The organism is Lysinibacillus sphaericus (assembly GCF_000600105.1).
GTDB lineage: Bacteria > Bacillota > Bacilli > Bacillales_A > Planococcaceae > Lysinibacillus > Lysinibacillus sphaericus.
Map to the genome: position 1 here is coordinate 2135712 of NZ_CP006837.1, position 26859 is coordinate 2162570.

General features: G+C 34.1%; 25 protein-coding genes and 1 other annotated feature. Of the genes, 14 read left to right on the forward strand and 11 right to left on the reverse strand.

The window, feature by feature from the left end; all coding sequences use genetic code 11:
* Positions 1-303: 303 nt before the first annotated feature.
* Together acnA and tnpA are read left to right on the forward strand one after the other, a co-directional pair.
* The gene (gene acnA, locus T479_RS09935) at positions 304-3009 is read left to right on the forward strand and encodes an aconitate hydratase AcnA (RefSeq protein ID WP_024361827.1); all 2706 of its coding nucleotides are present in this window, start codon (positions 304-306) and stop codon (positions 3007-3009) included.
* A gap of 173 nt (positions 3010-3182) precedes the next feature.
* Positions 3183-3659 carry an IS200/IS605 family transposase gene (tnpA, locus tag T479_RS09940; protein ID WP_025219435.1) on the forward strand — a complete coding sequence of 159 codons (477 nt, stop codon included), beginning with the start codon at positions 3183-3185 and terminating at the stop codon, positions 3657-3659.
* 132 nt (positions 3660-3791) lie between these two features.
* Here tnpA and T479_RS09945 read toward each other — a convergent pair whose 3' ends face one another.
* The 3 genes from T479_RS09945 to T479_RS09955 all read right to left on the reverse strand — a co-directional run bounded on the left by T479_RS09945 (position 3792) and on the right by T479_RS09955 (position 6503).
* Positions 3792-4709 (reverse strand): TIGR03943 family putative permease subunit, encoded by a 918-nt coding sequence (locus tag T479_RS09945; protein ID WP_025219436.1) that lies wholly within the window; start codon positions 4707-4709, stop codon positions 3792-3794.
* 11 nt (positions 4710-4720) lie between these two features.
* Positions 4721-5722: a permease gene (locus T479_RS09950; protein ID WP_024361825.1), complete on the reverse strand. Its 1002-nt coding sequence runs from the start codon at positions 5720-5722 to the stop codon at positions 4721-4723.
* A 196-nt stretch (positions 5723-5918) separates the two neighbouring features.
* Positions 5919-6503: a DJ-1/PfpI family protein gene (locus T479_RS09955; protein ID WP_025219437.1), complete on the reverse strand. Its 585-nt coding sequence runs from the start codon at positions 6501-6503 to the stop codon at positions 5919-5921.
* A gap of 141 nt (positions 6504-6644) precedes the next feature.
* Between T479_RS09955 and T479_RS09960 the strand changes: the two genes are divergently transcribed.
* From T479_RS09960 to T479_RS09985, 6 genes are all read left to right on the forward strand, one after another.
* Positions 6645-7082 (forward strand): Lrp/AsnC family transcriptional regulator, encoded by a 438-nt coding sequence (locus T479_RS09960; RefSeq protein ID WP_024361823.1) that lies wholly within the window; start codon positions 6645-6647, stop codon positions 7080-7082.
* A 72-nt stretch (positions 7083-7154) separates the two neighbouring features.
* Entirely contained in the window at positions 7155-7670 is a 516-nt protein-coding gene (locus T479_RS09965; RefSeq protein WP_025219438.1) for a sigma-70 family RNA polymerase sigma factor, read from the forward strand.
* Positions 7663-8610 carry a DUF3221 domain-containing protein gene (locus T479_RS09970; protein ID WP_025219439.1) on the forward strand — a complete coding sequence of 316 codons (948 nt, stop codon included), beginning with the start codon at positions 7663-7665 and terminating at the stop codon, positions 8608-8610. Before T479_RS09965 ends, T479_RS09970 begins: the two co-directional genes overlap by 8 nt.
* Positions 8611-8718: 108 nt before the next feature.
* Positions 8719-9567 carry a DUF2785 domain-containing protein gene (locus T479_RS09975; RefSeq protein WP_025219440.1) on the forward strand — a complete coding sequence of 283 codons (849 nt, stop codon included), beginning with the start codon at positions 8719-8721 and terminating at the stop codon, positions 9565-9567.
* 36 nt (positions 9568-9603) lie between these two features.
* Positions 9604-9842: a binding site (T-box leader), on the forward strand.
* A gap of 218 nt (positions 9843-10060) precedes the next feature.
* Positions 10061-10381 (forward strand): DUF5915 domain-containing protein, encoded by a 321-nt coding sequence (locus T479_RS09980; protein WP_407080995.1) that lies wholly within the window; start codon positions 10061-10063, stop codon positions 10379-10381.
* Positions 10382-11095: 714 nt separating this feature from the next.
* Positions 11096-11962, forward strand: a complete 867-nt coding sequence (locus tag T479_RS09985) for a helix-turn-helix domain-containing protein (RefSeq protein WP_025219442.1) — start codon at positions 11096-11098, stop codon at positions 11960-11962.
* A gap of 47 nt (positions 11963-12009) precedes the next feature.
* On the opposite strand, the gene T479_RS09990 is transcribed toward T479_RS09985, so the two are convergent.
* From T479_RS09990 to T479_RS10010, 4 genes are all read right to left on the reverse strand, one after another.
* Entirely contained in the window at positions 12010-13227 is a 1218-nt protein-coding gene (locus tag T479_RS09990; RefSeq protein WP_025219443.1) for an MFS transporter, read from the reverse strand.
* Between the two features lie 381 nt (positions 13228-13608).
* Complete coding sequence (locus T479_RS09995) at positions 13609-14556, reverse strand: hypothetical protein (RefSeq protein ID WP_025219444.1); 948 nt, start codon at positions 14554-14556, stop codon at positions 13609-13611.
* 2 nt (positions 14557-14558) lie between these two features.
* Positions 14559-15620: an arginase family protein gene (locus T479_RS10000; protein WP_024361814.1), complete on the reverse strand. Its 1062-nt coding sequence runs from the start codon at positions 15618-15620 to the stop codon at positions 14559-14561.
* Between the two features lie 1421 nt (positions 15621-17041).
* A complete protein-coding gene (locus T479_RS10010) occupies positions 17042-17644 on the reverse strand; it encodes a LysE/ArgO family amino acid transporter (protein WP_025219445.1) in 603 nt (200 codons plus the stop codon).
* Positions 17645-17744: 100 nt separating this feature from the next.
* Between T479_RS10010 and T479_RS10015 the strand changes: the two genes are divergently transcribed.
* Positions 17745-19184, forward strand: coding sequence for an aminotransferase-like domain-containing protein (locus T479_RS10015; RefSeq protein ID WP_025219446.1), 1440 nt, complete (start codon positions 17745-17747; stop codon positions 19182-19184).
* A gap of 925 nt (positions 19185-20109) precedes the next feature.
* Positions 20110-20271, forward strand: coding sequence for a hypothetical protein (locus tag T479_RS23705; RefSeq protein ID WP_158497879.1), 162 nt, complete (start codon positions 20110-20112; stop codon positions 20269-20271).
* A gap of 151 nt (positions 20272-20422) precedes the next feature.
* On the opposite strand, the gene T479_RS10020 is transcribed toward T479_RS23705, so the two are convergent.
* Positions 20423-21163 carry a hypothetical protein gene (locus T479_RS10020; RefSeq protein ID WP_025219447.1) on the reverse strand — a complete coding sequence of 247 codons (741 nt, stop codon included), beginning with the start codon at positions 21161-21163 and terminating at the stop codon, positions 20423-20425.
* A gap of 151 nt (positions 21164-21314) precedes the next feature.
* Between T479_RS10020 and T479_RS10025 the strand changes: the two genes are divergently transcribed.
* A complete protein-coding gene (locus T479_RS10025) occupies positions 21315-21551 on the forward strand; it encodes a hypothetical protein (RefSeq protein WP_025219448.1) in 237 nt (78 codons plus the stop codon).
* A gap of 52 nt (positions 21552-21603) precedes the next feature.
* Here T479_RS10025 and T479_RS10030 read toward each other — a convergent pair whose 3' ends face one another.
* On the reverse strand, positions 21604-22755 hold the full coding sequence (locus tag T479_RS10030; protein WP_025219449.1) for an MFS transporter: 1152 nt from the start codon (positions 22753-22755) through the stop codon (positions 21604-21606).
* Between the two features lie 97 nt (positions 22756-22852).
* Between T479_RS10030 and yeiL the strand changes: the two genes are divergently transcribed.
* On the forward strand, positions 22853-23518 hold the full coding sequence (gene yeiL, locus T479_RS10035; RefSeq protein WP_025219450.1) for a transcriptional regulator YeiL: 666 nt from the start codon (positions 22853-22855) through the stop codon (positions 23516-23518).
* Here the strand turns inward: yeiL and T479_RS10040 are convergent.
* Positions 23512-23853: a hypothetical protein gene (locus T479_RS10040; protein ID WP_025219451.1), complete on the reverse strand. Its 342-nt coding sequence runs from the start codon at positions 23851-23853 to the stop codon at positions 23512-23514. The two genes, yeiL and T479_RS10040, sit on opposite strands and share 7 nt — an antisense overlap.
* 412 nt (positions 23854-24265) lie before the next feature.
* Positions 24266-25207 (reverse strand): helix-turn-helix transcriptional regulator, encoded by a 942-nt coding sequence (locus tag T479_RS10045; RefSeq protein WP_025219452.1) that lies wholly within the window; start codon positions 25205-25207, stop codon positions 24266-24268.
* Positions 25208-25363: 156 nt separating this feature from the next.
* On the opposite strand from T479_RS10045, the gene T479_RS10050 reads away from it, so the two are divergent.
* Positions 25364-25681 carry a hypothetical protein gene (locus T479_RS10050; RefSeq protein WP_025219453.1) on the forward strand — a complete coding sequence of 106 codons (318 nt, stop codon included), beginning with the start codon at positions 25364-25366 and terminating at the stop codon, positions 25679-25681.
* 71 nt (positions 25682-25752) lie between these two features.
* A complete protein-coding gene (locus tag T479_RS10055; RefSeq protein WP_025219454.1) occupies positions 25753-26859 on the forward strand; it encodes a DNA alkylation repair protein in 1107 nt (368 codons plus the stop codon).

Sequence of the window (26859 nt, forward strand, 5' to 3'; positions counted from 1 at the left end):
TGCTTCGGGGGTTCAATGCCTGTATTTTTATAGTAAACAACTAATTTTATTATTGTTGCAAACTAAATGTGCATATTTTTTTAAAAAATGTCTAAAATAAAACAGGCCGAAATATGTCATTTTCGTCACAAATTCGCTCATTCATGTAAAATAAATAAAAGACATCACTTGTCATAAGAAATACTTATTGAAAAAGATAATATTAATGTAATTTACTTATGAATATAAATACGTTATTATGGGTGGTGGAGAAAAGATGCTTTACATAGGCCTTTTCAAAAAGATATTTAGGGGGATCCGCAAATGGCACAAGGTAATTTACACAACAGCCGCGCATCATTCGAAGTTAATGGTAAAACTTACAATTACTATGACTTAGCTGCGATTGAAAAAGCTGGCGTTGCAAAAGTTTCAAACCTTCCTTACTCAATCAAAGTATTATTAGAATCAGTTTTACGTCAATATGATGCATACGTAATCAAAGAAGAGCACGTAAACGAATTAGCAAAATGGGGTAACGGTGCTGATCCAGAAGCTGAAGTACCATTCAAACCTTCTCGCGTAGTATTACAAGACTTTACTGGTGTACCAGTAGTAGTTGACCTTGCATCTCTTCGTTCAGCAATGAAAGAAATGGGCGGAGATCCAAACAAAATCAACCCTGCTATTCCAGTTGACCTTGTAATTGACCACTCAGTACAAGTTGACAAATACGGTAATGCATCTGCATTACAAGCTAACATGGACCTTGAATTCGAACGTAACGCTGAGCGTTATAACTTCTTAAAATGGGCTCAAACTGCTTACAATAACTTCCGTGCTGTACCTCCAGCAACAGGTATCGTTCACCAAGTAAACTTAGAGTATTTAGCTCCAGTTGTACACGTAAACGAAAATGCTGACGGTACATTCGAAACATTCCCAGACTCAGTAGTAGGTACTGACTCACATACAACAATGATCAACGGTATCGGCGTTCTTGGATGGGGTGTTGGTGGTATCGAAGCTGAAGCTGGTATGCTTGGCCAACCTTCATACTTCCCAATTCCAGAAGTTATCGGTGTTAAATTAGTTGGTGATCTTCCAAACGGAACGACTGCTACTGACTTAGCATTAAAAGTAACACAAGTTTTACGTCAACGTGGCGTAGTTGGTAAATTCGTTGAGTTCTTCGGACCTGGCGTATCTAAATTACCACTAGCTGACCGTGCAACAATCTCTAACATGGCTCCTGAATATGGTGCTACTTGTGGTTACTTCGCTATTGACGAAGAATCATTAAACTACATGCGTTTAACTGGTCGTGACGAAGAGCACATCGCGGTTGTTGAAGCTTACTTAAAAGCGAACCACATGTTCTTTGATCCAGCATTAGAGCCAGTTTACACTGACGTATTAGAAGTAAACTTAGCTGAAATCGAACCAAACCTTTCTGGTCCTAAACGTCCACAAGACTTAATTCCACTATCTCAAATGCGTTCTCGTTACAAAGAAGCAGTAGTGGCTCCACAAGGAACTCAAGGTTTCGGTTTAACTGAAGATGAATTCGAAAAAACTTCTGTAGCTAAATTTGCTGAAGGTGATGTAGAAATTCCAACAGGTGCTGTAGCAATCGCTGCTATCACTTCTTGTACAAATACATCTAACCCATACGTTTTAATCGCTGCTGGTTTAGTTGCGAAAAAAGCTGTAGAAAAAGGTCTAACTGTACCAAAATGGGTGAAAACTTCTTTAGCACCAGGTTCTAAAGTTGTAACTGGTTACCTTGAAGATTCAGGTTTACAAACATACCTTGACCAAATCGGTTTCAACACTGTAGGTTACGGTTGTACAACATGTATCGGTAACTCAGGTCCATTACTTCCTGAAATCGAAGAAGCTATCAAAGCGAACGACTTATTCGTAACGTCTGTTCTTTCTGGTAACCGTAACTTCGAAGGCCGTGTACACCCACTTGTAAAAGCGAACTACTTAGCTTCACCACCACTTGTTGTAGCTTACGCACTTGCTGGTACTGTGGATATCGACCTACAAAAAGATTCATTCGGTAAAGACAAAGATGGAAACGAAGTATTCTTCGCTGATATCTGGCCTTCAACTGAAGAAGTTAACGCTGTATTAGGTACTGTAGTTAACCGTGAATTATTCCAAAAAGAATACGAAACTGTATTCACAGCAAACGAAAAATGGAATGCAATTGAAACATCAACTGAGTCTCTATACACATTTGATGACAAATCAACTTACATCCAAAACCCACCATTCTTCCAAGGTCTTGCAAAAGAGCCAGAAGCTATCAAAGGCTTAGACGGCTTACGCATTATGGCGAAGTTCGGTGACTCAATTACAACTGACCATATTTCTCCAGCTGGTGCAATCGGTAAAGATACACCTGCAGGTAAATATTTAATCGAAAACGGTGTTGCAATCCGTGACTTCAACTCATACGGTTCTCGTCGTGGTAACCACGAAGTTATGATGCGTGGTACATTTGCAAACATCCGTATCCGTAACCAAGTAGCTCCTGGTACAGAAGGTGGTTTCACTACTTACTGGCCAACAGGCGAAGTAGAGTACATCTATGACGCATGTATGAAATACCAAGAGCAAGGTACTGGCTTAGTAGTACTTGCTGGTAACGACTATGGTATGGGTTCTTCTCGTGACTGGGCTGCGAAAGGTACATTCCTACTTGGCGTGAAAACTGTTATCGCACAATCTTACGAGCGTATCCACCGTTCAAACTTAGTAATGATGGGTGTTCTTCCTTTACAATACTTAAACGGCGAATCTGCTGATTCTCTAGGTTTAACTGGTAAAGAAGAAATCTCTGTAAACATTACTGACAATGTAAAACCACGTGATATCTTAACAGTTACTGCTAAATCTGAAGACGGTACAGTTAAAACTTTCCAAGCTTTAGCTCGTTTCGACTCAGAAGTAGAAGTAGACTACTACCGTCACGGTGGTATCCTACAAATGGTTCTTCGCGCGAAAGCTGCTGAATAATTATTTTAGTAAAACCGATCTCTTAGGAGGTCGGTTTTTTTTATTGTATTTTTTTGAAAACCCCTTGCTATGCGAGGGGTTCTAAAGAGCTTCTAGCTATGGACAAGAAAAAACCCCCAGCCGTACAATGAAATCAGGTCTGGTCAACCGACTCCGTACGAAAGGGGATCTAAATGGATAATAAAAGTTTAGCACACACGACATGGAATTGTAAGTATCACATCGTCTTTGCGCCAAAATATAGAAGACAGATTATTTATGGACAAATCAAGGTAGATGTTGGTCGAATTCTTCGGCAGTTATGTGAAAGAAAAGGAGTAGAAATAATTGAAGCAACAGCCTGTCCTGATCATATTCACATGTTAGTGAGTATCCCACCAAAATTAAGTGTTTCATCATTTGTGGGTTATTTGAAAGGGAAAAGTAGTTTAATGATATTTGATCGACATGCGAACCTGAAATACAAATATGGGAACAGGAAGTTTTGGTGCCGAGGATATTATGTAGACACCGTGGGAAGAAATAGAAAAATTATTCAGGAATATATAAAAAATCAATTACAAGAAGATATTCTTGAGGATCAAATGAGCATGAAAGAATTCATTGACCCATTCACAGGAGAGGAAATAAAAAATAAGAAGAGAAAATAAATAAAACCACTTTAGTGGTAGCGTGAAAACGGAGTGCGGTTGGTGGACCTTTCAGTGTGTCTTTAGACATGGGCCAGTACCCCAGCGTTTCACGCGTAGAGCAAACCACCAGTTAGACTGGTGGTTCTGATTTCACATACTAATGAGAATGTCAATTGGATAGATATACGGTTCAGCAGGCTCCTGTATGTTTTTCCATTGTTCGATTCGAATGATAGGGAGTTCAACACCATTATAGTAACCAATATCAATTGTGCCTTCAGCCTCAATCCAGCTATCTTCTTGTAAGCTCGCAGCTTCGGGCATTTCCGTTAGAAATCCAATAATGCTTGCATCAGCAACACAATGCGTAATTAAAAATCGGGAAATGACGAATTGATTTTCTAGTAAATCAGTTTCTTTTAACACAAAACCACTTAGTCGTATTTTTTTGCCTTGATATTGTGATAAATTATTATTAATATCCTCGTAATATACTGAGAATATATAATTTGTCATCTCGACAATTGGATTTTGGGCCAGTTGTTGCTTTAAAAGGTCGTATTCTTTTTTTGACATTTCCTGTTTTTCTTCTAATAGTTTTGGATCAATAGGATGATCTACCAACAAACCATCGTTATTGACTTCGTTACGACTTGCCACTTCATCTTTTTTTGAGGCTTGAGATTGATTGGTCATCATTAGCGTCGCGCCTTTTTTTTGCGCTATGGATGCATCTAAAAATTTTGTAGGCAATGTAAATCCAGTAAACAATGGAACAACTAAAATGAGATACGATAATACTCTTTTCCAATTAAACGGTGGGTTGACTAAGTTATGTGCGCAACACTCGCATAACTCGTTATGATTGCGATGATTAGAAAAAGAGAAAATTCTTTTTAATTGGGCTACAAACAGTACTAAAAATATAATCGCTACGGTTTTACTTAACATCTCATATTTTGGGTTAATTAATTTCGTTATTTCACCAGTTGCATGTAAATTGAAAATCATAACAGAGAAAGCACATAAAATAACGGCCTTTACAGCTTGTTGCAAGTGAAATTTCATTAGTTGCCTCCTTAAAGAAAAGGTGCGATTAGCCATATTATAAAAAAGATAACGAGAAACACGATTGTTAGTACGGATAGGACAAATTTCAATCGAAATACGCCCAACATCATAATCGTGTTTTTAAAATCAATCATAGGTCCAAAAATTAAGAAAGCAAGTATTGATGGCGTTGGAAAAATAGAGCTAAAAGATGCACCTATAAAGGCGTCTGCTTCGGAACATAACGAAAGGATATAGGCTAACAGCATCATGACTAACATAGAAGATGTAAAATGATCGCCTATGTCTACAAGCGTTTTAGTAGATACAAAGGTTTGCACAAAAGCTGCTAAAAAAGCTCCTATGATTAAATATTTGCCCATATCAAAAAACTCATCAATCGAATGATTGACCATGTTTGAACATTTTTTAAAGAATGATAGTTTTGCTGTACCATGCTGGGCATGATTAGTTCGAATACCCTTTTTAAATTGTGTTCCAGTAAACAGCATACTAATAAGCAGTGCGACGATAATGGCTATGATAAAGCCTAATATCATGCGCAACCCTGCAATTTTTAGATCATTACCGAAAGCCATATATGTAGAAATAATGACAATAGGATTTATAAGAGGTCCCGTTAACATAAAACCCATTGCGGCATGGATAGGTACCCCCTTTGATACAAGTCTTCTTACAATGGGTACTATTCCGCACTCACAGGCGGGGAATAGTGCACCAACGACACAGCTCATGATAATTGCCAGGAATTTATTTTTTGGAATACACTTTTGAATATGTTGCTCCGTAATAAAAATTTGAATAAACCCAGCGATTAGAACCCCAATTAAAACAAATGGTAAAGCTTCTATTAAAATACTCAAAAATATAGTATTGAGATTTAATAGTGGCGTTGCGAAAGAAAAGAGCCAGGCACTACTAGGAAAAAAAGATGGGGTTAGAAACAAAATAATCATGAGCAACAGAAAAAATCGTGCATTTAATAATTGTTTGGAAAGTGGACGATTCACATTTGCCTCCTAATTCTTTGACTTAATCGGGTAGTAACGATTATCCGATAAATGATAATCGTTACGCTTTACAGTAAGTTATGTTTACATAGCTTTTAATATAACTCGTCATATAAAATAAATAGGACCTTCTTATATGGCTTCGCACAGTGAATGGACGAAAGCAATATAAGCTGATCCTATTTCGTAAAAAAGATTATTTAAATCCCATTAGTTCTTTTACTTTTAATGTATTTTGAGTAGATGTAAGCATTTCGAGTAAGTGAAAGGCGACATCGAACGCAGTGCCTGGATTTGAAGAGGTAATAATGTGTCCTGTGTGAACAATCCGTTTGTTGATAACTTCTGCTCCATAAGATTGTAACTGACCTAATCGTTTACTTGTTGGGTGATTGTAAGTAGTTGACATCTTATTTTGTAAAATGCCACTATGTCCTAAAGCCAGCGATGCTACACAAATCGTCGCAATGGGTTTTTTATGTTCGTTAAAATGGCGGATAACTTGTTGAAATGCTTCACTAAAAGCATCATCATAAAATCCCGCTTCTTCAAAACCTCCAGGAATGGCGAGCGCATCAAAGTCCTCGAGTGCAATTTCATGCAATAATTTTTCGGGCGTAACTTGAAAATTCCATGTACATTGTAATTTGTTATGTAATCCTACTGTAACAACCTCTGTTGTGCCATCTCCCTCCCATTTGTTCCAGCCTAGCACATCTGTAAAGACACTTGCTTCTACCGCTTCAAAGCCATTTGCTAAAAGTAGTAAGATTTTTTTCATATGGTTGATGCCTCCTTTATTGCTTTAATTGTAATAAATGGAGTAACTGAATAACAGAAGTTATATAATGTAATCAAGTCTATTTTCCTTATAACGAAAGGAATTAATTAAAAAACAATTAATAAAAAAAGGTGGATTCTAATGGACAATATCGATACAGAAATTTTACGCCAATTACAATTAAACGCGAAAATCTCAATGAAGGAGCTAGCGACAATCGTTCATTTATCTTCACCAGCTGTTATCGAACGCGTTAAAAAACTAGAAGAACAAGGCAGTATTGAAGGCTATACAACGAAAGTAAATCTTAAGAAAATGGATCGCTCCATTCAAGCGATTGTCTTGTTTAAGTCCATTGACTGTAAAAGCCTGTCAGACTTTTGTAATGCCCATCCAGATGTTTTGGCATGTTACCGAGTAGCTGGTGAAATTAGTTATATTGTTAAACTCGCAACTTACTCTGTCGAAACATTAGAGCAGTTTATTGATGCTGCAATGCCTTATGGTACACCCTCTACAAATATTGTGTTATCTTCAACCGAAAAAACGATGGTTCTTCCTTTTTTTGATGAAAAATAATAATAATTCCCTAAAAAACAAACCTTTCGCTTCTGAGCACCGTTTATAGGGTACAGAAAGGGGCGCGAGACGTTGCAAGTAAAGGAACTAGAAGAAATAATGGAACAGCACACGGAACGACTTATTCGTCTTGCTTTTTATTATGTAAAGGACCTACAAGAAGCAGAGGATATTGTTCAGGATGTGTTTATTAAGTTCTATGACAATCAGCAAAAATATGAAGAACGTGGAGAATTAAAAGCTTATTTATCGAGGCTTGTCATGAACAAAAGTAAAGATTATTTACGTAGTTGGACTTATCGCAAAATTCAAGTGCAACAGAAAATTTTTGCCAAGCAGACAATCTCAAGAAGGGATATGCTCGTTCAGCAAGATGAACAAACGTTAATCGAAAATGCTATATTCTCACTACCATTAAAGCAACGAGAGGTACTAAGTTATTTTTACTTTGAAGACATGCCTGTTGCTGAAATTGCGAAGCTTCTAAGGATCCCTGACAGTACAGTGAAAACAAGGCTGCGCAGAGGACGTAAATTATTAAAGCCAAAGCTAGAGCATATTGAATGGGAGGTGTTGCTGCATGAGTAAAATGGATGTACGAGTAATAAGAGATTTAACAGAAAGTAAAAAACGTGTGATGACAAATGTAGTAAAGCAAATTGAACAACGTGCTATCCCGATGAAATCGAGACGCGGGCAGTATAGTATGTATACTGTAATCCTGACAATATGTATAGGGTTATTTATATACACACAAGTCAACAATGGGGACGAGTTATCAGCAAATGCTGTACCGATATTAGATGAAACATACTATGATATGATTTTCCAAGATGCAATTGAGGCAAATGAAAGCCAAGAATCTATTAATATGACTTTTCAATCATTATTCGAATTGGATGCTTATTATGTTTATGCAGAAAGTAAAAACATCAAATTTAGCGAAAAGGCAATTGCGAAGCAGATGCAAGCGGAAAGAGAAAAATATGAAAAGTCATATAAAGAGAGTACAGTATTTAAAGATGGTTTAACAAAACTCAATCTAACATTAGATGAATTTTTCGATAAATATATGGAAGCAAATGCACTTAAATGGTTTGCCCAAGCAGAACTAATGAAGGAATATTATCGAAAATACGAAAATAGTTACCAAATGCATGCTTACTTTGCAGTGAAAAAAGAAGCGATGGATTATTTTACTGCTAAATATGGCCAACAAATTGCTTATTTAGAAAACAAATACAACGTGTCTAAACCTAACATTTCTACACAATACAAATACGGGACAGTTGTTGCTATGGAGGAAGACCGATTTTTAGTTGTGACAGGGGCATTGCAAGAGGAAATCGGGCAATTATCGAATGAAGAAATCATTACTAAACACACGAATGGAGTCTGGTTTCCACTTCAGGAAGTACAGGATAAAATTGCAATTGGACAAAGTGTAAATGTCACGTACAATTGGCAAGAACCATTAAATCAATATGATTTTGTTGCTAATTTGGAGAAGATTGAAATCTCAGACTAACACCATTTGGAAACAGCTTATCATGATAAGCTGTTTTTTCTTATGGATTAAGGTACAATTAATGTTATTAATTGTATGTATTCTAAACATAAGGAGAAATTACTACATATGATATTACATGAAACATTATTTAGTGAAGCGGATTTAAAATGTGAACTTCAAGCATTCCTAAATGACAGTAATGCTTGGCAACAAGTAGATCAAAATAAACTTATACAGTCTATGCTAGTGCATATTGGCTCAGTTGATAGTGAGCTACGAGACGGACTAATCTATGGTTGCTTTTATACAATGATTGTAGAACAAGATTTACTACATCCTGCATTATTAAACGACACTTTACAATACTGTGTAACGGACTTACTAGATAAAGGCATTGGAGAGAGCGAATCCGATTCAGTTTTTACAAGAACCTTTACAATGTTACTAGTTGCACTAATATTAGCAAAAGATAATGAGTCGGATTTTATTGAAGCGAACAAGATAGAAGAATTAACACATAAGTTGATCGCGTATTTATTAGCTGAAAAAGATGTAAGGGGATATGTGCCGGATAAAGGCTGGGCGCATAGTGTAGCACATGTCTCGGACGCAGTAGATGAATTAGTGAAAAGCCCTAAATTCAATACAGCTTCTTTTCTAGATATTTTGCGTCCTTTATGGCAAATGATGTTACAAACAAATTATGCTTTTATTCATGATGAAGATGAAAGGTTGTTAGTACCTATATTCACTATGCTAGAACAAGGTTTGCAGGCGCAAGAAATTATTACATTATTAAGCGAAACTACGGAAATACTATCTGCTCAAAAGGCACAGCTTGATGTCTGGCACTATCGAATATTACGCTTTAACTGGAAATCATTTTTAAAAAGTTTTTATACTCAAACTGCAAACAGTCCTCAATATGTGGCCCTTCATCAAAGCATCGCGGATTGTCTGAAAGTTGACAAGTAATTGCCAGTTTGTTAAGGTGAGTCACAATAAAAGCATACAAATTCGTTGATGAGAAAGAGTAGTGTTACATTTTGTTCTACAGAGAGCCCACATGTTGGTGGAAGTCGGTGTGCAAATGTTTCATGAAGATCCTCTCTGAGAAGATTAGTTAAATAAATTAAGCCAATTCGGGTGTCTACCGTTAAAGTGAACACGTATGATTGTACGTTGCTAAGTGCTATTGAGCGGGTTTCAATAGAATTAGGGTGGTATTCACGGTTAACCTCGTCCCTTGCTTGGGACGGGGTTTTTGTATGCCTTTTATACACGACTGTATAGGAGGAATTTACATGCAAGTTGACAACAACAAAGAGACAACTGTAGAAAGGGAAACAAGAATTCGTAAAATATGGGAGGAAGAACGAACGTTTCAAGTTTCAAGCATCCATCAGTAATCGTTCTGCTAGTAAGCCCTTTGTATTTTACGAAGGACCACCTACAGCAAATAACACATGTGTTAAAAGAGTCCATAGTGAAGGAGCATTATGTGTTAGCAAAAGAGAATGAATGTCGTGTCTTACTTGATACATATTTAACAGAAGACTTACTTCAGGAAGGTCAAATAAGAGAGTTAATACGTACCATTCAAGAAACCCGCAAAAAATGGCAGTTACCAGTTGAACAATATATCTCGCTTTCTATTTCTACAGATGCTGAAACAGTGAAAATCATCCAACAGTATACGGCATTATTAAAAGCTAATGTATGGTTAAATGACATTTTGTTCGGGGAAAGTGCAATTTGGAGAACATGTGATTCAGGCGAAATTGTTTGATAGGGAAATGGGGATTACGTTTATTTTCTAATTATATATAGTTTAAGAAAAGTCAATTAAAGGATGCGCTAAAACCTTTTAATCGACTTTTCTTACTATTTATATTTAGACATAATTACAAATTAAACAATGTTTTAGTACTAAGATATTTTCTTTATTTAAGAAAGCTTATTGTTTTCTTTAATGCCCACAACAGTAGAAAGTGCCCCTATTAGAAAGAAGATTAAACCTTGAGAAAAATCTAAGACTATAAATATTCCACCGATAAATAGATAGCTTGCCTCAATAGGATTTTTATAATTAATCCTTTCAAGATATCAGCTCTAGCAAACAATAAATTACTTTTAAAAATGTATATATTCTTTATTGTTAAATTATATTATATATCAATTCTGTTCACAAAATATTCAAAAAATAGACACTTTTCATCTTGCAAAAGGCATTTTATACTAATTTGTAAAAATAATATTTATCTTCAAAGAGGGTGGGTAGAATGTCTTTAAAATTAATAAAAGTAGAAAATATAAGTAAGCTATTCAGAAAAGTGGTTCCCTAGTATAAGCGCTTTGATTGAACGACCTGCTTTTTTGATTAAGAACGCTAATTCTTTAATATTAGGTTCAAAAGAATATTTATTCACTATTTCTTTATTATTATTTTTTTAGACAATTTGATCAATAATTTCTACTTTAATACATGATAAAGGTGATTTTTATGGATAACTTAGGTAATACTTTTCGCAAGTTACGGTTACACAAAGGTTATAGTCTTAATAATACAGCAAAAGATATAATGTCTGTTTCTCATTTATCTAAATTTGAAAGAGATGAAACTGGCATAACTGTTTCTAAGTTATTATTGTTACTTAATCGAATTAATGTAAGTTTTGAAGAATTTATCTATATCAATAATGAATTTAAAGTAGAGCATTTTGAAGAATTAATTATAAACATGAAGGAATCTTATTTACGTGGAGATTTAAAGTTTTTGAATAAGTTAAGAAATGATGAAATTTTTAAATTTGAACTAACTAATGTATTGTCATATAAATTAAACAGCATCATGATCGAAGCAATTATTTCGGACCTTACTGATAACAAAGTTAAACAAGAAAATTTAAAAATACTCGTTGATTATTTATGGCAAGTAGAGGTCTGGGGAGAATATGAAATAATTCTTTATGGAAATACGTTACATTTATTGGATATAGATGTTGTAATTATGCTATCATCAGAAGTCATTAAAAAGAGTATATATTTCAAAAACATGTTAAGTTACAAGCGTAATTTATTTGATATTTATTTTAATACTATTAGAACATGTCTGGAGCATAATAAGTTGAAAGAAACCGAAGCATACTTATATGAATTAAAAAATCAAAATATACCTGAAACCTTTATTTTAGAAAAAACAATTCTAAATTTTTACTTTGGTATATTTAAAATGCATACAAAATATAAACAAGGTCTTGAACTTGCTCAAGAATCAATATATATATTGCATAAGGTTGAATCCTTGAATCATGCTCTAAATTATGAAGAATACTTACAAACATATATAAAAAGGCTTAAAAAAGAATAATAATATAATAGCCAGCTATCAATAAAAAAACAGATAGCTGGATTTTTTTAAGAATGCCTTTCTTCTAAGATTACCTTTTTATCTCGTAAAGATGGTAAGTAGAAAATCGTTACTAAAGCAATTAATATTAAATAGGATGCAATAATAAAACCTGTATTAATTATGCCGATACGATCAATAAAGTATCCGAAAAGTAGATATCCTGGCAAGCTTACTCCAGTGTAAACGAAGTGGTATAAGCTGTATACTCGTGAAAGATATTTCTCTTCTACATTGCTTTGTAAATACGTATTTATAAAAATTAAAAATAAACCTTGTGCAAATCCACCGAAAAGTAATCCTATTAACAATACCGCCAGTGGTAATTTCAATGAGAATAAAGCGATAATAATACCAAAGAATAGACTTGAAGCATAAAGCCCTATTTTAGGATTAATTCGTTTGTATAAGTAAGGCGATATGAAAGATCCTAAACCAATTCCAATCAAACTATATGTGGTAATTATATATAAATCTTCATGTGGTCGTTCCAATACTTCCACTAAATACGATATTAAATAAAGATCCACTGACGAACCAACTAACCATGCTGCACCAAATATTTGAAACAGCTTACTATATAATTTATTTATTTTAATATAAGCTAATCCAGCTTTTACGTCCTGTATAATAGTTTTTGGTTCGTTGGTTGATAAATTTTTGTGATATGGCTTTACTGCTAAAATCATAATCATCGAAATAATGTAAAATGAGCCAACGATAAGTAGCAAATTAGAATAACTCAATCCACTTTTAATCGACCACGCCCCCACGCTATAAGAACCTATTTTTGCAAAGAGCATTGTGATTTGGATATAACTATTTGCATTTGCTAAATATTCCTTCTTAACAATTTTGGGCAATAGAGAAGAATTGGCCGGGATGTAAAATATATTACACAAGACAATGGCAAAGACAAATATATAAATGGTAGCAGGTGTTAAATGAATTGTGTTAATTAATGCTAGACATCCAACTAAAACAAATCGTATTATGTCAGTAAAACTCATGACTTTTTGAAGGTATTTTCTTTCAATAATTGCCCCCGCTGGCAAAGAAAATATTATTGCTGGAAGTGTAGAAAAAATAAAGAAAATTGAAAGTCCGATAGCGCGAATACCAAAATTGCCTAACATAGATAATAGAATTATAAATAACATAGCATCTGCAAATACACTAAAAAAACGAGAGAAAAACAGTAAAACAAAATTATGATTTTTAAACATAGTAGTCCCCCTAGGCAAATGATTACTGGTTGGTCATCTTTACTTTGTAAACTACTCACCACTCAGTTAAACATAACAATTCTTAACGCTTGAAGTGGACGTTTCTTGGGGATAGAGCATACTTGCAAGTGTGTCTTTACTTGCAGTGGTGTCTATTATTTCCTAAGCTATTCCGTAGTTCCTATGGTATCTATTTCTAGCTAAGCAAATGGCTTTCATTCTTAGACCTCAGTCAGAATATTGATACTTGCTTCTATATCGCATGATATGCATGACAAATAGGACAAGTCCATTCTAGAATTTCGAACGGTTTCTTGCTGTCTTTGTATCCACATGCTGAACAGATTTGACTAGCTGAATTAAGTTAAGATAATCTGCTGTTTAATAATCTAACTTGTATACATTTCCTGTAGTTATATCTAATCCTAAGCCATTATTACTTCGCCAATCAATCGATGGACTATTTGTCATTGAATTGTTTATTTCTATCCAACTATTCACAAAAAGATGATGTCTATACCAAAACCTCCATAATTCAGGATGATTGATTAGTGTGTTTCTAAAAATCGTGTAAATTTCATTTACAGATTGCTCAAAGTTCTCTTTTCTAAAGTATCTTAGATTCTCAGCTTTCAAACGAGGTTCTCCATCCGAATTTAAATCTGCCATTACAAGACACAGTGGCTTTTTAGTTAACAGCAGCAATCGGAAAATACCGCTTCTTAACCTTATTAATGATGTAATGTGTTGAACTTCAATTGGTTTTGAATCTTCACCAGCTCCTGTATTTCCATCCAAATATAATAGAAATGAGCCTCCTTGTTTAAGTAAGCGAAGCAACTTTAAGCCACTTATATTTTCCTCTGCTATTATGTAACTTATATTATTCTCTTGCTTAATTTCATTCCACTTTGTTAATTCTAATTCACTATCATAAGATTCTCTGTCTACTACAATATCCAATGAAAAATTGTTACCTTTATTCAAAGATTTTGTTAACTCAAGAGGCACATGACGGTAATGGCCAAAATGAAAAGTAGCAAAAATACCGCCTTTTTCAAAGCAAGAAATAATATTCTCCATACCTATTTTTTCCTTGAATCCCGAAAAAGCAAATGGCTCCTGTCTTAAGTAGTTTTGTACTTCATTATTAAAGCGATACTTTTCCCATACTTGTATTATTTTTAATTTATCATATTGTAATAAAGGTTGTAGTTCTTTTGATAAATTTACTAATGCTATAAAATTATCAAAATCAGAACCATATATCGATTCCTCACTTAATTTCAGCATACAATCATGTTGAATTTGATCTTCACTTTTTAACATGACTACTTTTCATCTCCATTTTTAGTTAATTCATCCAGTAAATATAATAAAATATGAAGAACCGAATCATATTGTTCAGGCTCACCACCTGATTGTCCTTCGACTATATCTACTGCTTTTATGGAAGGTACAATTTTAAAAATTTCCTGTATCATATTGATAACTTCTTGTAATTTTGGTCCTTCAATTTTTGGAAAATCTACTAAAGGGAAATCTCTAGGTTCTAATACATCAACATCGAATGAAACATACCCAATTATTTCATCGCCAGTATTTAATAATTCAGATACAATTGAATGAAGCTTATCTATATCAGTAAAATTGAGTTGAAAAAGTTTAGGATGATTATAATATTGCCCTAATGATCTAAGCCCTCTAACACCTATTTGAATGATTCCAGCAATCATTTCCTCTTGTAATAAAAAACGAACAAAATTGCTATGACAAATCTCTTTATCCATTTTTAAAATATCCGATCCGCAGTCATGATGAGCATCAAATTGAATAATAAGCATTCTTTTCAATAATATCTTTGTTAGATTTTTTACAAGAGTATATGTGATTGAATGATCTCCACCTACTACACAAAATTTTGTTTTTTGAGGTTCTATGTAGTTCAATACTTGAAATATTTGGTGATTAGTTTCTTCTAAACTATCGTTGACTATTGATAAATCACCATGATCGACTAACAAACAATTTTTCATCAAATATTTATCTCTTAAATAATCATAAATACCTGAAGTTTGTTCATTATATTCATCTAAATATATTGGAAGTCGTAGGCTCGATTCCCTTAAAGCAGCAGCAAAATTTTTCACTTTTGAATTACTTTTATTAGAACCTTTATTAAAAGGGATTCCAAATAAATGAACATTCCCTAATTTTTTTAATGGGTAGGAAAAGAAGGCTTTATCCGCGGCGGTAAAGAAATTCCTTTCTTCTTTATCTGTATTTTCTGTATGGCAAATTTCAGATTCCCAAAATAAGGAGTTGTTCTCGTTTGTTAAAAGAATTTTGGAATTACCATATCTTACTTTATATTTTTTATGAGTTATTTCCATATTCAACCCTCCTATATTTACTTATTTTTCTGAAAATTTTATATAGTATTAGCGCGGGTAATATCATAATAATTAATGTATTATTGAATGAACTATCGAATAGTAAAAATAAATATTGCCATGTGAGGTAGATTGATATAAGGATAGATAAAATAAATAGCAAATAAAAGAAAATAATAGAACCTTTTATATTTTTCAATAGTGGCAATAAATAATATCCGTCTAACGGTTTTAAAGGCAAAATATTAATTAAAATTGCCGGTATATGAATAACTGCAACTATTTTTATGAATAAGCTATAGTTTTGTAACAAAATCAGTATGGAAAGCGTTAGTTGCAATATGACCCCAGAGAGCGTTATAATGCAATTTTCAAAATTGCTTATTTTCCTTCCAAAACTGAAAGTAGTACAAGGGTTAACATTTTTAATATTTAGTATAATTCTTGTTTGCGTTGCTCCAAGAAGTTTTGCAGCAATAAAATGTCCAAATTCATGAACATATAGACTTAAATACGTATATAAATTAAAAACTATAAAGAATAAAAATAGATAAAATAATATCATTTTCCCCAACCTTCAAAGAAAATCATTTGTAATTTACTTTTCCTAATCAAAACTCAAACGTAAAGTAAAACACAAAGAGCGAATAATATTCGTTCTTTGTGTCTTAAAACTAGCATCGAATAACAGTAATTTTGTCACCGTTACGAACTTCTTCAAACTTTACTAATTCTTCTGAAGAAATAGGTTGTAAGTTGCTCATTTCTATACCCCTCCCTCTTATAATAATTTAAGTATATAGCGATAAGTCAGACTATTATAAAAATTATAATATTTTAAAATGAGATAATTACATGAAAAGAGGGGGTAGCTTCCTCTAAATGTAGAAAAATAATAAATACTAAGCTCTTATTAAAGCTGTTGAAGATACTTAAATTTAATAAAACTAAGTAAAATAAAAGAAATATTTTTTCATATATTAGAATTCGCTAGATAAATACGCAAGATAATTTTAAAAAAATTGAGATGATTTTCACAAAGTTTACACCACATATGTAGATTTCTAATTGTTAAAATAAACGTTTTAATTCAATATATAGATTCCGTCTTTGCGTTAGCTAATGATTTTTGTTATCACTCGCTACAGCTATTTTATTAATAATGTGAGCAAAAAGGGGCTATATAGAATAGCTATTACTTGGATTGATTTGTAAATAAATATATTGTAAATTAAAGATTTTGAAACATTAAGACCACTCCATCGAGGGGGTCTTAATGAAATTTAAAGAAGTATAATAGGCGACTTGGAGCGACCAACATTATAAATATGAATAGCTTTATTAAAAGATTAGTTTATTATAACGTAATTCATAAAACGCAAAACGTTGATCAATCAATGAACTCTAAATTATGTACTAGATTAAAGTAATCCACTCAGTAAATAAATAGCAGTTGCCCAAATAAAGATTGCTGAACATTTATTGAAGAAATTCATCAGCTTGCCGGAGCCATCAAGCTTTTTGAAAGAAGCACCGGCCAATGTTAGACCGAAAAACCACAACCACGAAATGAGCACACATGCAATAGTAAAGAGTCCTTGTGCTGTGCCATTATATTTTAATGCGCTGGTGCCAATTACACCAATTGTATCTAAAATAGCATGTGGATTTAATAAGGATACGGACAGCGCGAATAAAACTTGTTTTTTAACGGGCAACGTTTCGCTCTTTTGACTAGTTGTCGAATCCGAATGCCAAATGCTATAGCCCATATATAAAAGGAATACAATTCCGACGCCCATTAAGACAAGCCGTAGCCATTCAAATTGCAAAACAATAACGGATAAACCAAAAACAGCAAGCAAAATTAATAAAGTATCACAAAGTGCTGCCGTAATAGCAGCTGGTAGGGCTAATATTAAACGTTGTTGCGTAGCGCCTTGTGAAAAAACGAAGACGTTTTGTACACCTAAAGGTAAAATAAGTCCAAATGCTAAAATCATACCATGCAGAAATGCCTCCAATGACAATCCCTCCTTTCCATTCACATTCTACCTGTGCTATAACTAAAAGAAAACGACCAATTGGATGGTATTTTACCCACCCAATTTACGAGGTGAACATATGAACTGGCAACCAACTCGACAAGGAAATCGTACATTACAACAACAAATTGTAACATGGATTACAGAGCGCATTGAACGAGGGGATTGGGTTGCAGGAACAAAGTTACCAACGCAAAGGCAACTCGCAATGCAATTAGGGGTTAACCGCAGTACAGTGCAGCAAGCACTAGAGGAATTAAAGGCAGCGGGCATACTAGAAACGACGATAGGCTCAGGGATTTATGTTGCTAACACTTCTTGGCACACATTAATTAAACACAGACAACCGAATTGGCAGACGTACATAGAAACAAGTCTCCACAAACCAAATTATCATACGATTCAATTAATCAACGAATATGAGCAACGGGATAGTATCATTCGCTTAGGAACAGGAGAATTAGCACCAAGCTTATTACCTACTAGAGAAATAGAAGCATCCTTAAAGGAAATCTCCTTACTACCGAAAGTGTTAGGTTATTCATCTCCGCAAGGTAACAAGCAACTGCGGGAAGCAATTTGCCAATATGTACAAAAAAGAGGCATACAGGCACAACCCGAAAATGTCTGCATTGTTTCGGGTGGACTACAAGCATTACAGCTTATTGCAGTTGGTTTGCTAGAGCAAGGTTCCATCGTATTTCAGGAACAAACATCTTATTTAAATTCTGTTCATCCATTCCAATCTGTCGGGATGCAAATGGTGGCGATTGACCGAGATGAAGGGCTTGCTCAAACATTAGCGCACAAGAAAAGAAAAAGGCAGGCTGTTTTTTATGCTGTTCCTACGCTAAATAATCCAACTGGAGGCGTATGGACATCATTAGAAAAAAAGCAACTCTACGAGGCTTGTAAACAATGCCGCATTCCCATTATTGAAGATGATGTCTATCATGAATTACTTTTCAATGAAGGATCCCCATCTATAAAATCACTGGATGATAGCGGACAAGTTTTATATATCGGCAGTGTTTCCAAAACACTTAGTCCTGGACTGCGCATCGGTTGGTTAATCGGGCCAACAACTGTGATTGAACGCTTAGCGGATATTAAAATGCAAACAGATTATGGATCAAGTGCTATCTCGCAAGAAATTGTTTTGCATTGGCTCCAATCAGGAAAGTACGAACGCCATATAGTTGGTTTACGACGAGCGCTTCAGCAGCGGGCAAACTTTGTTGAACAGTTATTACATGAAAAACTGAAGGCCATTGCGAGTTGGGAACAATCAAAAGGTGGATTTTATATATGGCTAAAATTTCACGCACCAATCGTGGATAAAGCATTTTTTATAAAGTTATTGCAGTACAATGTTCTGATTAACCCAGGCTATATTTATGATGCGCAAGATACACAGCATATTCGACTTTCATATGCGTATGCAACACCAGAAGAATTGCAATATGGAATAGAGATGCTGGTTCAAGTAGCTAAGTCGCATTCGAAAAACGGGGAGTAATTTACTAAATTTGTTAGTTGAAACAAGAAAAAGCGTTTTGCATTGATAAAATAACAATGCAAAACACTTTCAATTATAATCAACCACTTTGGATAGACATCTGCTACTCTAGTAAATTATCTGTTATCCATAAATAACCTAAAATAGATAGAATACCAGTTATCATAAAATACAAAGTTGCAGGAATAGCTCTTTTTTGTGGAGTGTCGTATTTACGATTCAAAAAATATTCAAAAGAAAAGATGTTTAACACCATTAGAATAAAAAGTATGACAGTAGGGTACATAGCTTGTGTGGTATGATACATGGTTAAACATGTAAATATAAAAATAGTTGAGAAATTAACGGAAATTTGGTGTTTTTTATAAAAAGATTTTAGTTTGGGCATGCCAGCGAACCTAGGTAGTAAGCCGTTGAAAGGGTTTAAAAATAGATTTCATATTAAATCCTCCTTAAAATTGAATAATATATAATTAATATTATAAAAATTTAGCTTGAAATCAATTTTTTATTAATTTTTTCGTGTTTGAGGCAGGGACAAAAAACTAATGGATAATGTAAGTGCTGCTGTAAAACATTATAAGTAATCAGGGTATTTAGAGATAATTGTAAAATCTAGTTAATATGATATTGCAATGATAAAAAATGAATTTTTTTTGAATTATTTATTTTCAATAACTGAAATGTTTTTTTGTAAAAGTCAAATAAAATTATAACTTTTTCTGAAAAAAGGTACTTTTATCCTCATTTTAAATGGCGTGATTTGGCGTGATATACAAATAGAAGGATAATTACCGCCATTTTTCGGCGTTGACACCGTCAAATATTGGCGTGAAAATGGTATTGATTTTGACGTTTGGAAATGTTAATTTGTACTTGCTCGGGCATATCTTTATTTTCTATCGGATAGAGAGGAGTGGTTATTTTGATGAAACTAATCATTAAAATACTTATAACGTTGCTGGGTGCAGTGTTAATTTTTACAGACCTTAAAGAAAATAACACATGGTTATTTATCTTTTGGATTGCACTCGCGTTATATATGACCTTCGAAGGGTTTTTTTACAAAAAGAAAAATCCCCAATAATGCCAAGGAGTGTTAATAATGAAATTAATAAAAAAGGTATAGGATATACAGTAATTACGTCTATGTTGTTTGCAGGAGTTACTTTACCATTCGATAGCTAGTGATAAGATACGTATGTAAATAAAAAAAGCCCTAAATAGGCTTTTTTTATTTACAATTTAGTTTTCACAGCAACTAACCACCCATCTAATTGACCATTTACATGGGTAGGATACATTGTTGTAACGGAAGTCTCTGATATAAACTGTCCATGAAGCAAGTTACGTATTTTACCTATTGATTTTCTTACTTTTGGATCAAATCGCCAATACCCTGAATAACCAGGTTCTATTGTCATAGTGTGTGAAGAGTTAATACTTCTAGATCTTGAAAAAGTATATGAAACTCCATTCTCTATTGATTGAAGTTGCAAATGAGTAAGGCTCGTACTAGTAGAAAAAGTTTCTGTATATTCGTAAGAGAGAGTAAAAGTATCAGAACCAGGTCCTGGATTTTCTTGAATTATACTAGCGCGTTTTCCAAATATCCTTGTTTCGTAGTTACTAAATTCATTGTAAATATGGCTCCAAGCAACAGCGAAAGGAGAAATTTTCGGAATAGGTTCTTCTTGCGTATTCGAGAATTCATTTTTATCATTTTCTTCCATTATAATAAACTCTTCAACAGAAATAGATTCAACTACTTTTCCGCCTTCAACCCTGTATATCTCGTCGATATAACCATTTTCTCTTATATCAAAGTATTTAAGGGTTTCCATATCATATAAAATATTTGGGTTTGTAGTTTGACGCATATTTTGTAATGGACTATCGTTCCCTGAAGCTGAGACAGTAAGTGCTGTAGTAGAAAATACTGCAAAAGCTAGTAATAAGGTCAAAATAGTAGATTTCATATATTTTCCTCCCTTAAATTAATTAATATATAAATAATTTTAAGAAAAATCAGAGTAATTTCAACTTTTTTTTTTTGAATATTTCGTGTATATTGTTTTTAAAAAAGTAAAAATAATATACACTTTTCTAAACATTGAAAGGGAGGATACTATGGAAGACAAAATTGTAGGTTGCCTGTTTTTAATTATTGCAGCTATTTTAATTTCAACTCAGTATATTGTTACGGCTATCAGTGTCTCAAATTTAACGTATGTAGGTCAGGAAACTTTCTATAATTCTTTTTTTAATTCTGGCTATGTATTATTTCTTTTCAGTATCGTTTTCTTTATCTTAGGTATTCTGTTATTGGTTAGAGGGTTTACTTTGCATAAAATCAATGAAAAATAGTGTATATAAATAAAACCCCAATGGTAATCAAACCATTGGGGTTATTCTAATTTTAGTACTGGAATCTGTTACGAGTAGCTAGCAATATACCGATTGCTGGTACTGTACAAATCAGCATTGCAGCAAAGGCGAGACCAGGGGATATTTCGTATAAATAGCCGCCTAAAAATGTGAGAATGGCAGTGCTTAAACCCATTGCCAGTGCTGAATATAAGCCTTGTGCATTAGGAATTTGTTCCTTCGGTAAGTTCTTTGTTAAATAGCCGATAAAGGCAAAGTGTGCTAATGCAAATGATAAGGCATGTAATACTTGTGAGCCGATAAATACCCAAACGTTTGGAAAAAGGAAGATGAGTAACCAACGTAACGACGATCCACTAGCTGCTAACAGTAATAGTGAAGAGGAGCGCCATTTCGTAAACAGTGTATCAGCTTTCATGAAATATAAAATTTCACAAACAACCGCAATGTTAATAATCATCCCCATATAGAATGGATCGACGTGTAAATCTTCTAAATAGATATAACCATAACTATAGTAGGATGCATGGGCACCTTGTAATAAAATAACAATCAATAATACAATCGGAAACCCTTTAATGCTCCATAATGTTTTCATTGATAGTGATTTTGCACGTTGTTCTTTCGTAGGTACAATAAGCAATTCTTTTGGTGTTGCCATTTGTTGCATGAATAACATCCCGATAATCCCTAAAATCATGCTCCAAAAAATAATTTCCTTCCCGAAAACACCTGTTAACATACTAATAATAAGTACAGCGATAACAAAGCCAAATGATCCGTAAGAGCGACTTTTACCGTAATGGACATTGCCATATTGTACAAGTGTTGCCGCACTACTTTCCACCGCAGGCAATAGAGCAGGGTAAAAAATACTAAATAAAATGGTAACGAAAAGAAGTGCGATAAAACTTGTGCTTGGAATGTAAAGTAAAGCCGTCAGCAATGCACCAATTGCTAATATCGTAATCAGTCGTTTATTGTGCACATATTTTGCGAGGATTGGAAAGAAAAATAGATTCGACGTTGCTCGGGCTAAAAGACCACAGCCCATTACAACACTCGCTTGAGATACAGTAAGGTGCTTTGCATCGACTAACCAACCTGTCCAATAAGGTAAGAAAATACCCCATGTAATAAAAAAAGCAAAGAAATTTTGAGAAAGCCATCGTTGATTGTTCATAAAATTTGGTACCTCCATTTAACTATGTTGAATAATAGCACGTTCCTCGCTACAATAATGTGAGATATCTCATATTTTGAACAGGAGTCCATAAAAAATGCAAAAACTTACAGGTGAAGAACGTTCTTACTATATAGAAAATTTTCAAATTGAAGATTTTTTTTCGTTTAATATTCATCCTTATATAGAAATATGTAAATTTGAGAAAGGGGAATGGATTTTTAAAGAAGGGTCTTTTCCAGATACGCTGTACTATATGATGGAAGGCAAAGCAAAGTTGTATATGACCCATAAAAATGGAAAGGTATCACTGATTGAATATATAGAAGCGCCATGTTTTATGGGAGAAATTGAATTGTTGAATGAGGCGAGGTATACAAAGGGGATTCAAACGGTGACAGAGACAATCTGTTTATCCATTGCGACGCAGGGATGCAAAGACATGTTATTAGCAGATGCGCCGTTTTTACGTCGATTATGTGTCTTTTTAGGGGAAAAAGCTTCCAAAATGACATCTAAGTATACGCAAAATCAGGCTTATCCACTGGAAAATCGGTTAGCTGCCTTTATCCAGCTATCATCTGACAGAGGCATTTATAAAGAAAAACATACAGAGATATGTGAATACTTAGGGGTCTCTTACCGGCATTTACTATATGTTCTTGCTCAATTTTGCGAAGCTAACATTTTAGAAAAGAAAAAGAACGGCTATCATATAATGGATGAGCAACGTCTGATGCAATTAGCACAAGAAATTCAATAATAATAATGAAGTTTGTGTCTTGCTCTGTTGTACTCACTTTTTTTAACGAGCCAGCGGGCTATTTGCTTTTCACTATGGTAGCAGTTACGGAATTTGTAACCATTCTTTATTACACTGTTAGGAAGGTCATTTATTGGTGCTAAAGGCATATTCACAAAATAAGCTACTTTTAGTGCCGTTTGGTGATTGATGAGGTTTTTTGCTGTACATTGTATGTTTGTTGCAATGGGAATTCTCAATTGTCTAACGAATACCGAGTTCGATTGCTGTTTGGCTTGTTTATCGTTTTTTAGAAAAACCTTCGTTGTACTAGGTGAGAAACCATAACCTTTCATTCATCATGCCCCCTTCGTCGTTATTTATATTGTACAAGACCTAGCGAGTAAAAAGTCTTGATTTACACGGCTTTTACGAAAACTTAAAAGTTCGTGTAGCTTTATAAAAAAGTGTGATTAAAAACATCTCACCTCTATAGATTTTAAAGGTGAAATTTATTTATTGGAAATTTAGGTGATAACATCAATAAACGGGTGCTTAGTTTAATAAGGATAGAATAGAACTTGCATTTATGATTGAATTTCATGTATGCAAGTCCTTTTGTGATGATTCCTAAATCATCACAAAGCCCCCTACATGCTTCACATGACAACACATTAAAGCAGTCAATAAATTATCATGCCCCCTCAATCTTAAATCGACCAATAGAGTACTAAATTAAGTAACTGAAAAACGCTCCACAAGTTGTCTTCAGTCGTATTGTTTGATTAGTTCCTGTAACTTGTTTTTTATTTGTTCACGTACTACCTGGGGATGTTTTACATTGGCCTCCGTACCTAAGCCCAGGAAAAAATGAACGATCCAGGGTATAAATGAAGTGTTTATTTTTGTTCGAATCGTACCAAATCCGTCATCTTCCACTTTAAGCCACTGGGATAACCATACATCTGATTGACATCTTCTTACGCCCTCTTTTGTTAAATCTACCTCAAGATCTAACATATTATCCTCATTTGTTGGCATGATCCACGACTTTATATGCTCATTTGTCATATTCAATTTCAAATTTTGGTCTGCGTCTAAAGAAAAATCCTTCACTCTATCTACACGAAACACTCGATAATCTTCTGCTAAGAAACAATAGGCCTGGCAGTACCACAGCCCATTCATCGTATAAATCCCGAGAGGTTGAATTACTCTACTTTTGCCAATAGAAGCTTCGTACAGGATAGTGACAACATGTTGCTCCAACGCAGCTTCAAGTAGTTCCTTTAAGAATGGAACATTTAACTCATGTGGAGGCACCCAAAATATAAGCCGTTGTTGCATACTTTCAATCTTTTTCTTTAGTCCATTCGACAAATAGTGGAAAAATTTATCTAATGCCGTATTTACTTCGTTTTTGAAGGGGAGGGCTTTGTAATTACGTAACGATTGGCAAGCAAAAAACAATGCGATTGCCTCATGTTCTGTAAAGCTTATTGGTGGTAACACTTTTTCACGCAAAACACGATAACCACCGCTGGGTCCAGTTTCGGAATAAAGTGGCACACCCAGTTCACTCAGCTCCATTAAATCGCGAATCATCGTTCTGCGTGAAACACCGCATTCTTCCGCCATCTCCTGGATGGTAAATTTCTTACGTTCATTGACCTTCATTATTAACTGAATAAGTCTTTGCGCTTTGTGCATAAAATAGTCCTCCTCTATTAAAAAAATATTAATAGTGCCAATAGTTGTCACTATTATCCCGTACATTAAAACTAGAAGTCAATGTTTATGAAGCTACGAGAAGCTAGACTAGAAATACGTTGACTTCACTAATAAGAGGATGAAAGGTGACTAAAAATGGGACCAGAAAATCAAAAATATGTAATGGAAATTGTTTTATTTGAGCTGAAGGAGGGGACTGACAAGCATCATTTTTGTCAGGCAGCTGCCACACTTACAAAAGTCTTAAAATTTGAAATATCAGGATTTGAGGGGCGCACATTGCTACATACATTAGATGAAAGTCAATGGACGGACATAATATATTGGCGCGATATGGAAAAGGCATTGGCAGCGATGGAGCAACTCAAGTCTATACCAGAGTTTCAAAATTTTGTGTCGATGATTGATTCACGAGATATTACGCTAAGACATTTAATCCCGACTAACTTGTAGAGGGTTGTGAAAAACAGTTAAGTACCGTTGCTCAATTAGGATGGACTAACCTAGCAGAAAGGAGCTAGAACATGACTGATACTTTTGCGGGTAAATACACACTAGATTTTTTTAATGAATTTATGTATATTGTAAAACTTGAATATCCTGCTTTTAATTCAAATAAGTTTATGAGTTTAATCTACGACAATCATTGGAAAAAGGAACAATTCAAACAACGTATCAGACATATAAGCACATCTTTACGAAAGACCTTACCTATGTCCTATAGTGATGCATTATCCATTTTGACTCGAATTGCACCTAAGTGTATTGGAGTGGAATACTTATTCTTTCCAGATTTTGTGGAAGTGAATGGACTAGGTGATTGGGATGATTCCATTCATGCTTTAGAGATATTTACGCAATTCTCCAGTTCAGAGTTTGCTGTTCGTTCTTTCATATTAAAAGATCCTGAAAAGATGATGGATCAAATGTTGAAGTGGTCGATCCATCCCAATCATCATATTAGACGGTTAGCTAGCGAAGGGTGTCGCCCAAGATTACCTTGGGCGCCTGTGTTGAAAGCATTTAAATTGAATCCATCACCTATTTTACCGATTTTAAAACAGCTTAAACAAGATACTTCTGTGTATGTACAGAAAAGTGTGGCAAATAATTTGAATGATATTTCCAAAGATCATCCGGATTTAGTGAAAAATCTTGCTCACGACTGGTATGGGGAGAATGCCATTACAGATTGGATTATTAAACATGGATGTCGTGGTTTATTAAGAAAGGGAGATTCGGAAGTACTTTTCCTGCTTGGTTTTGACATTTCTCCAGATGTGTCAGTTACTGAATTATCGCTAGAAGAGGAAAGAGTGAAAATTGGACAAACGCTTATTTTTTCATTTTCCGTTCAGACTAATTCCTCTGAATCGCAGAAGCTTCGTATAGAATACGCGATTGATTTTGTTAAAGCAAATGGAACGACTTCTAGAAAATTATTTAAAGTGACGGAACGCATATTTGAAAAAGAAGAACGTCGATATATACGGAGCCATCATTTTAAAGATTTGACAACCCGTAAGCATTATCCAGGTAAACATAAGCTAGCAGTCATAATAAATGGAAAAGAGCTAGCTGCAATACAATTTTATATCAGTAATACCGTAGAATTTTTACAAGAAAAGTAA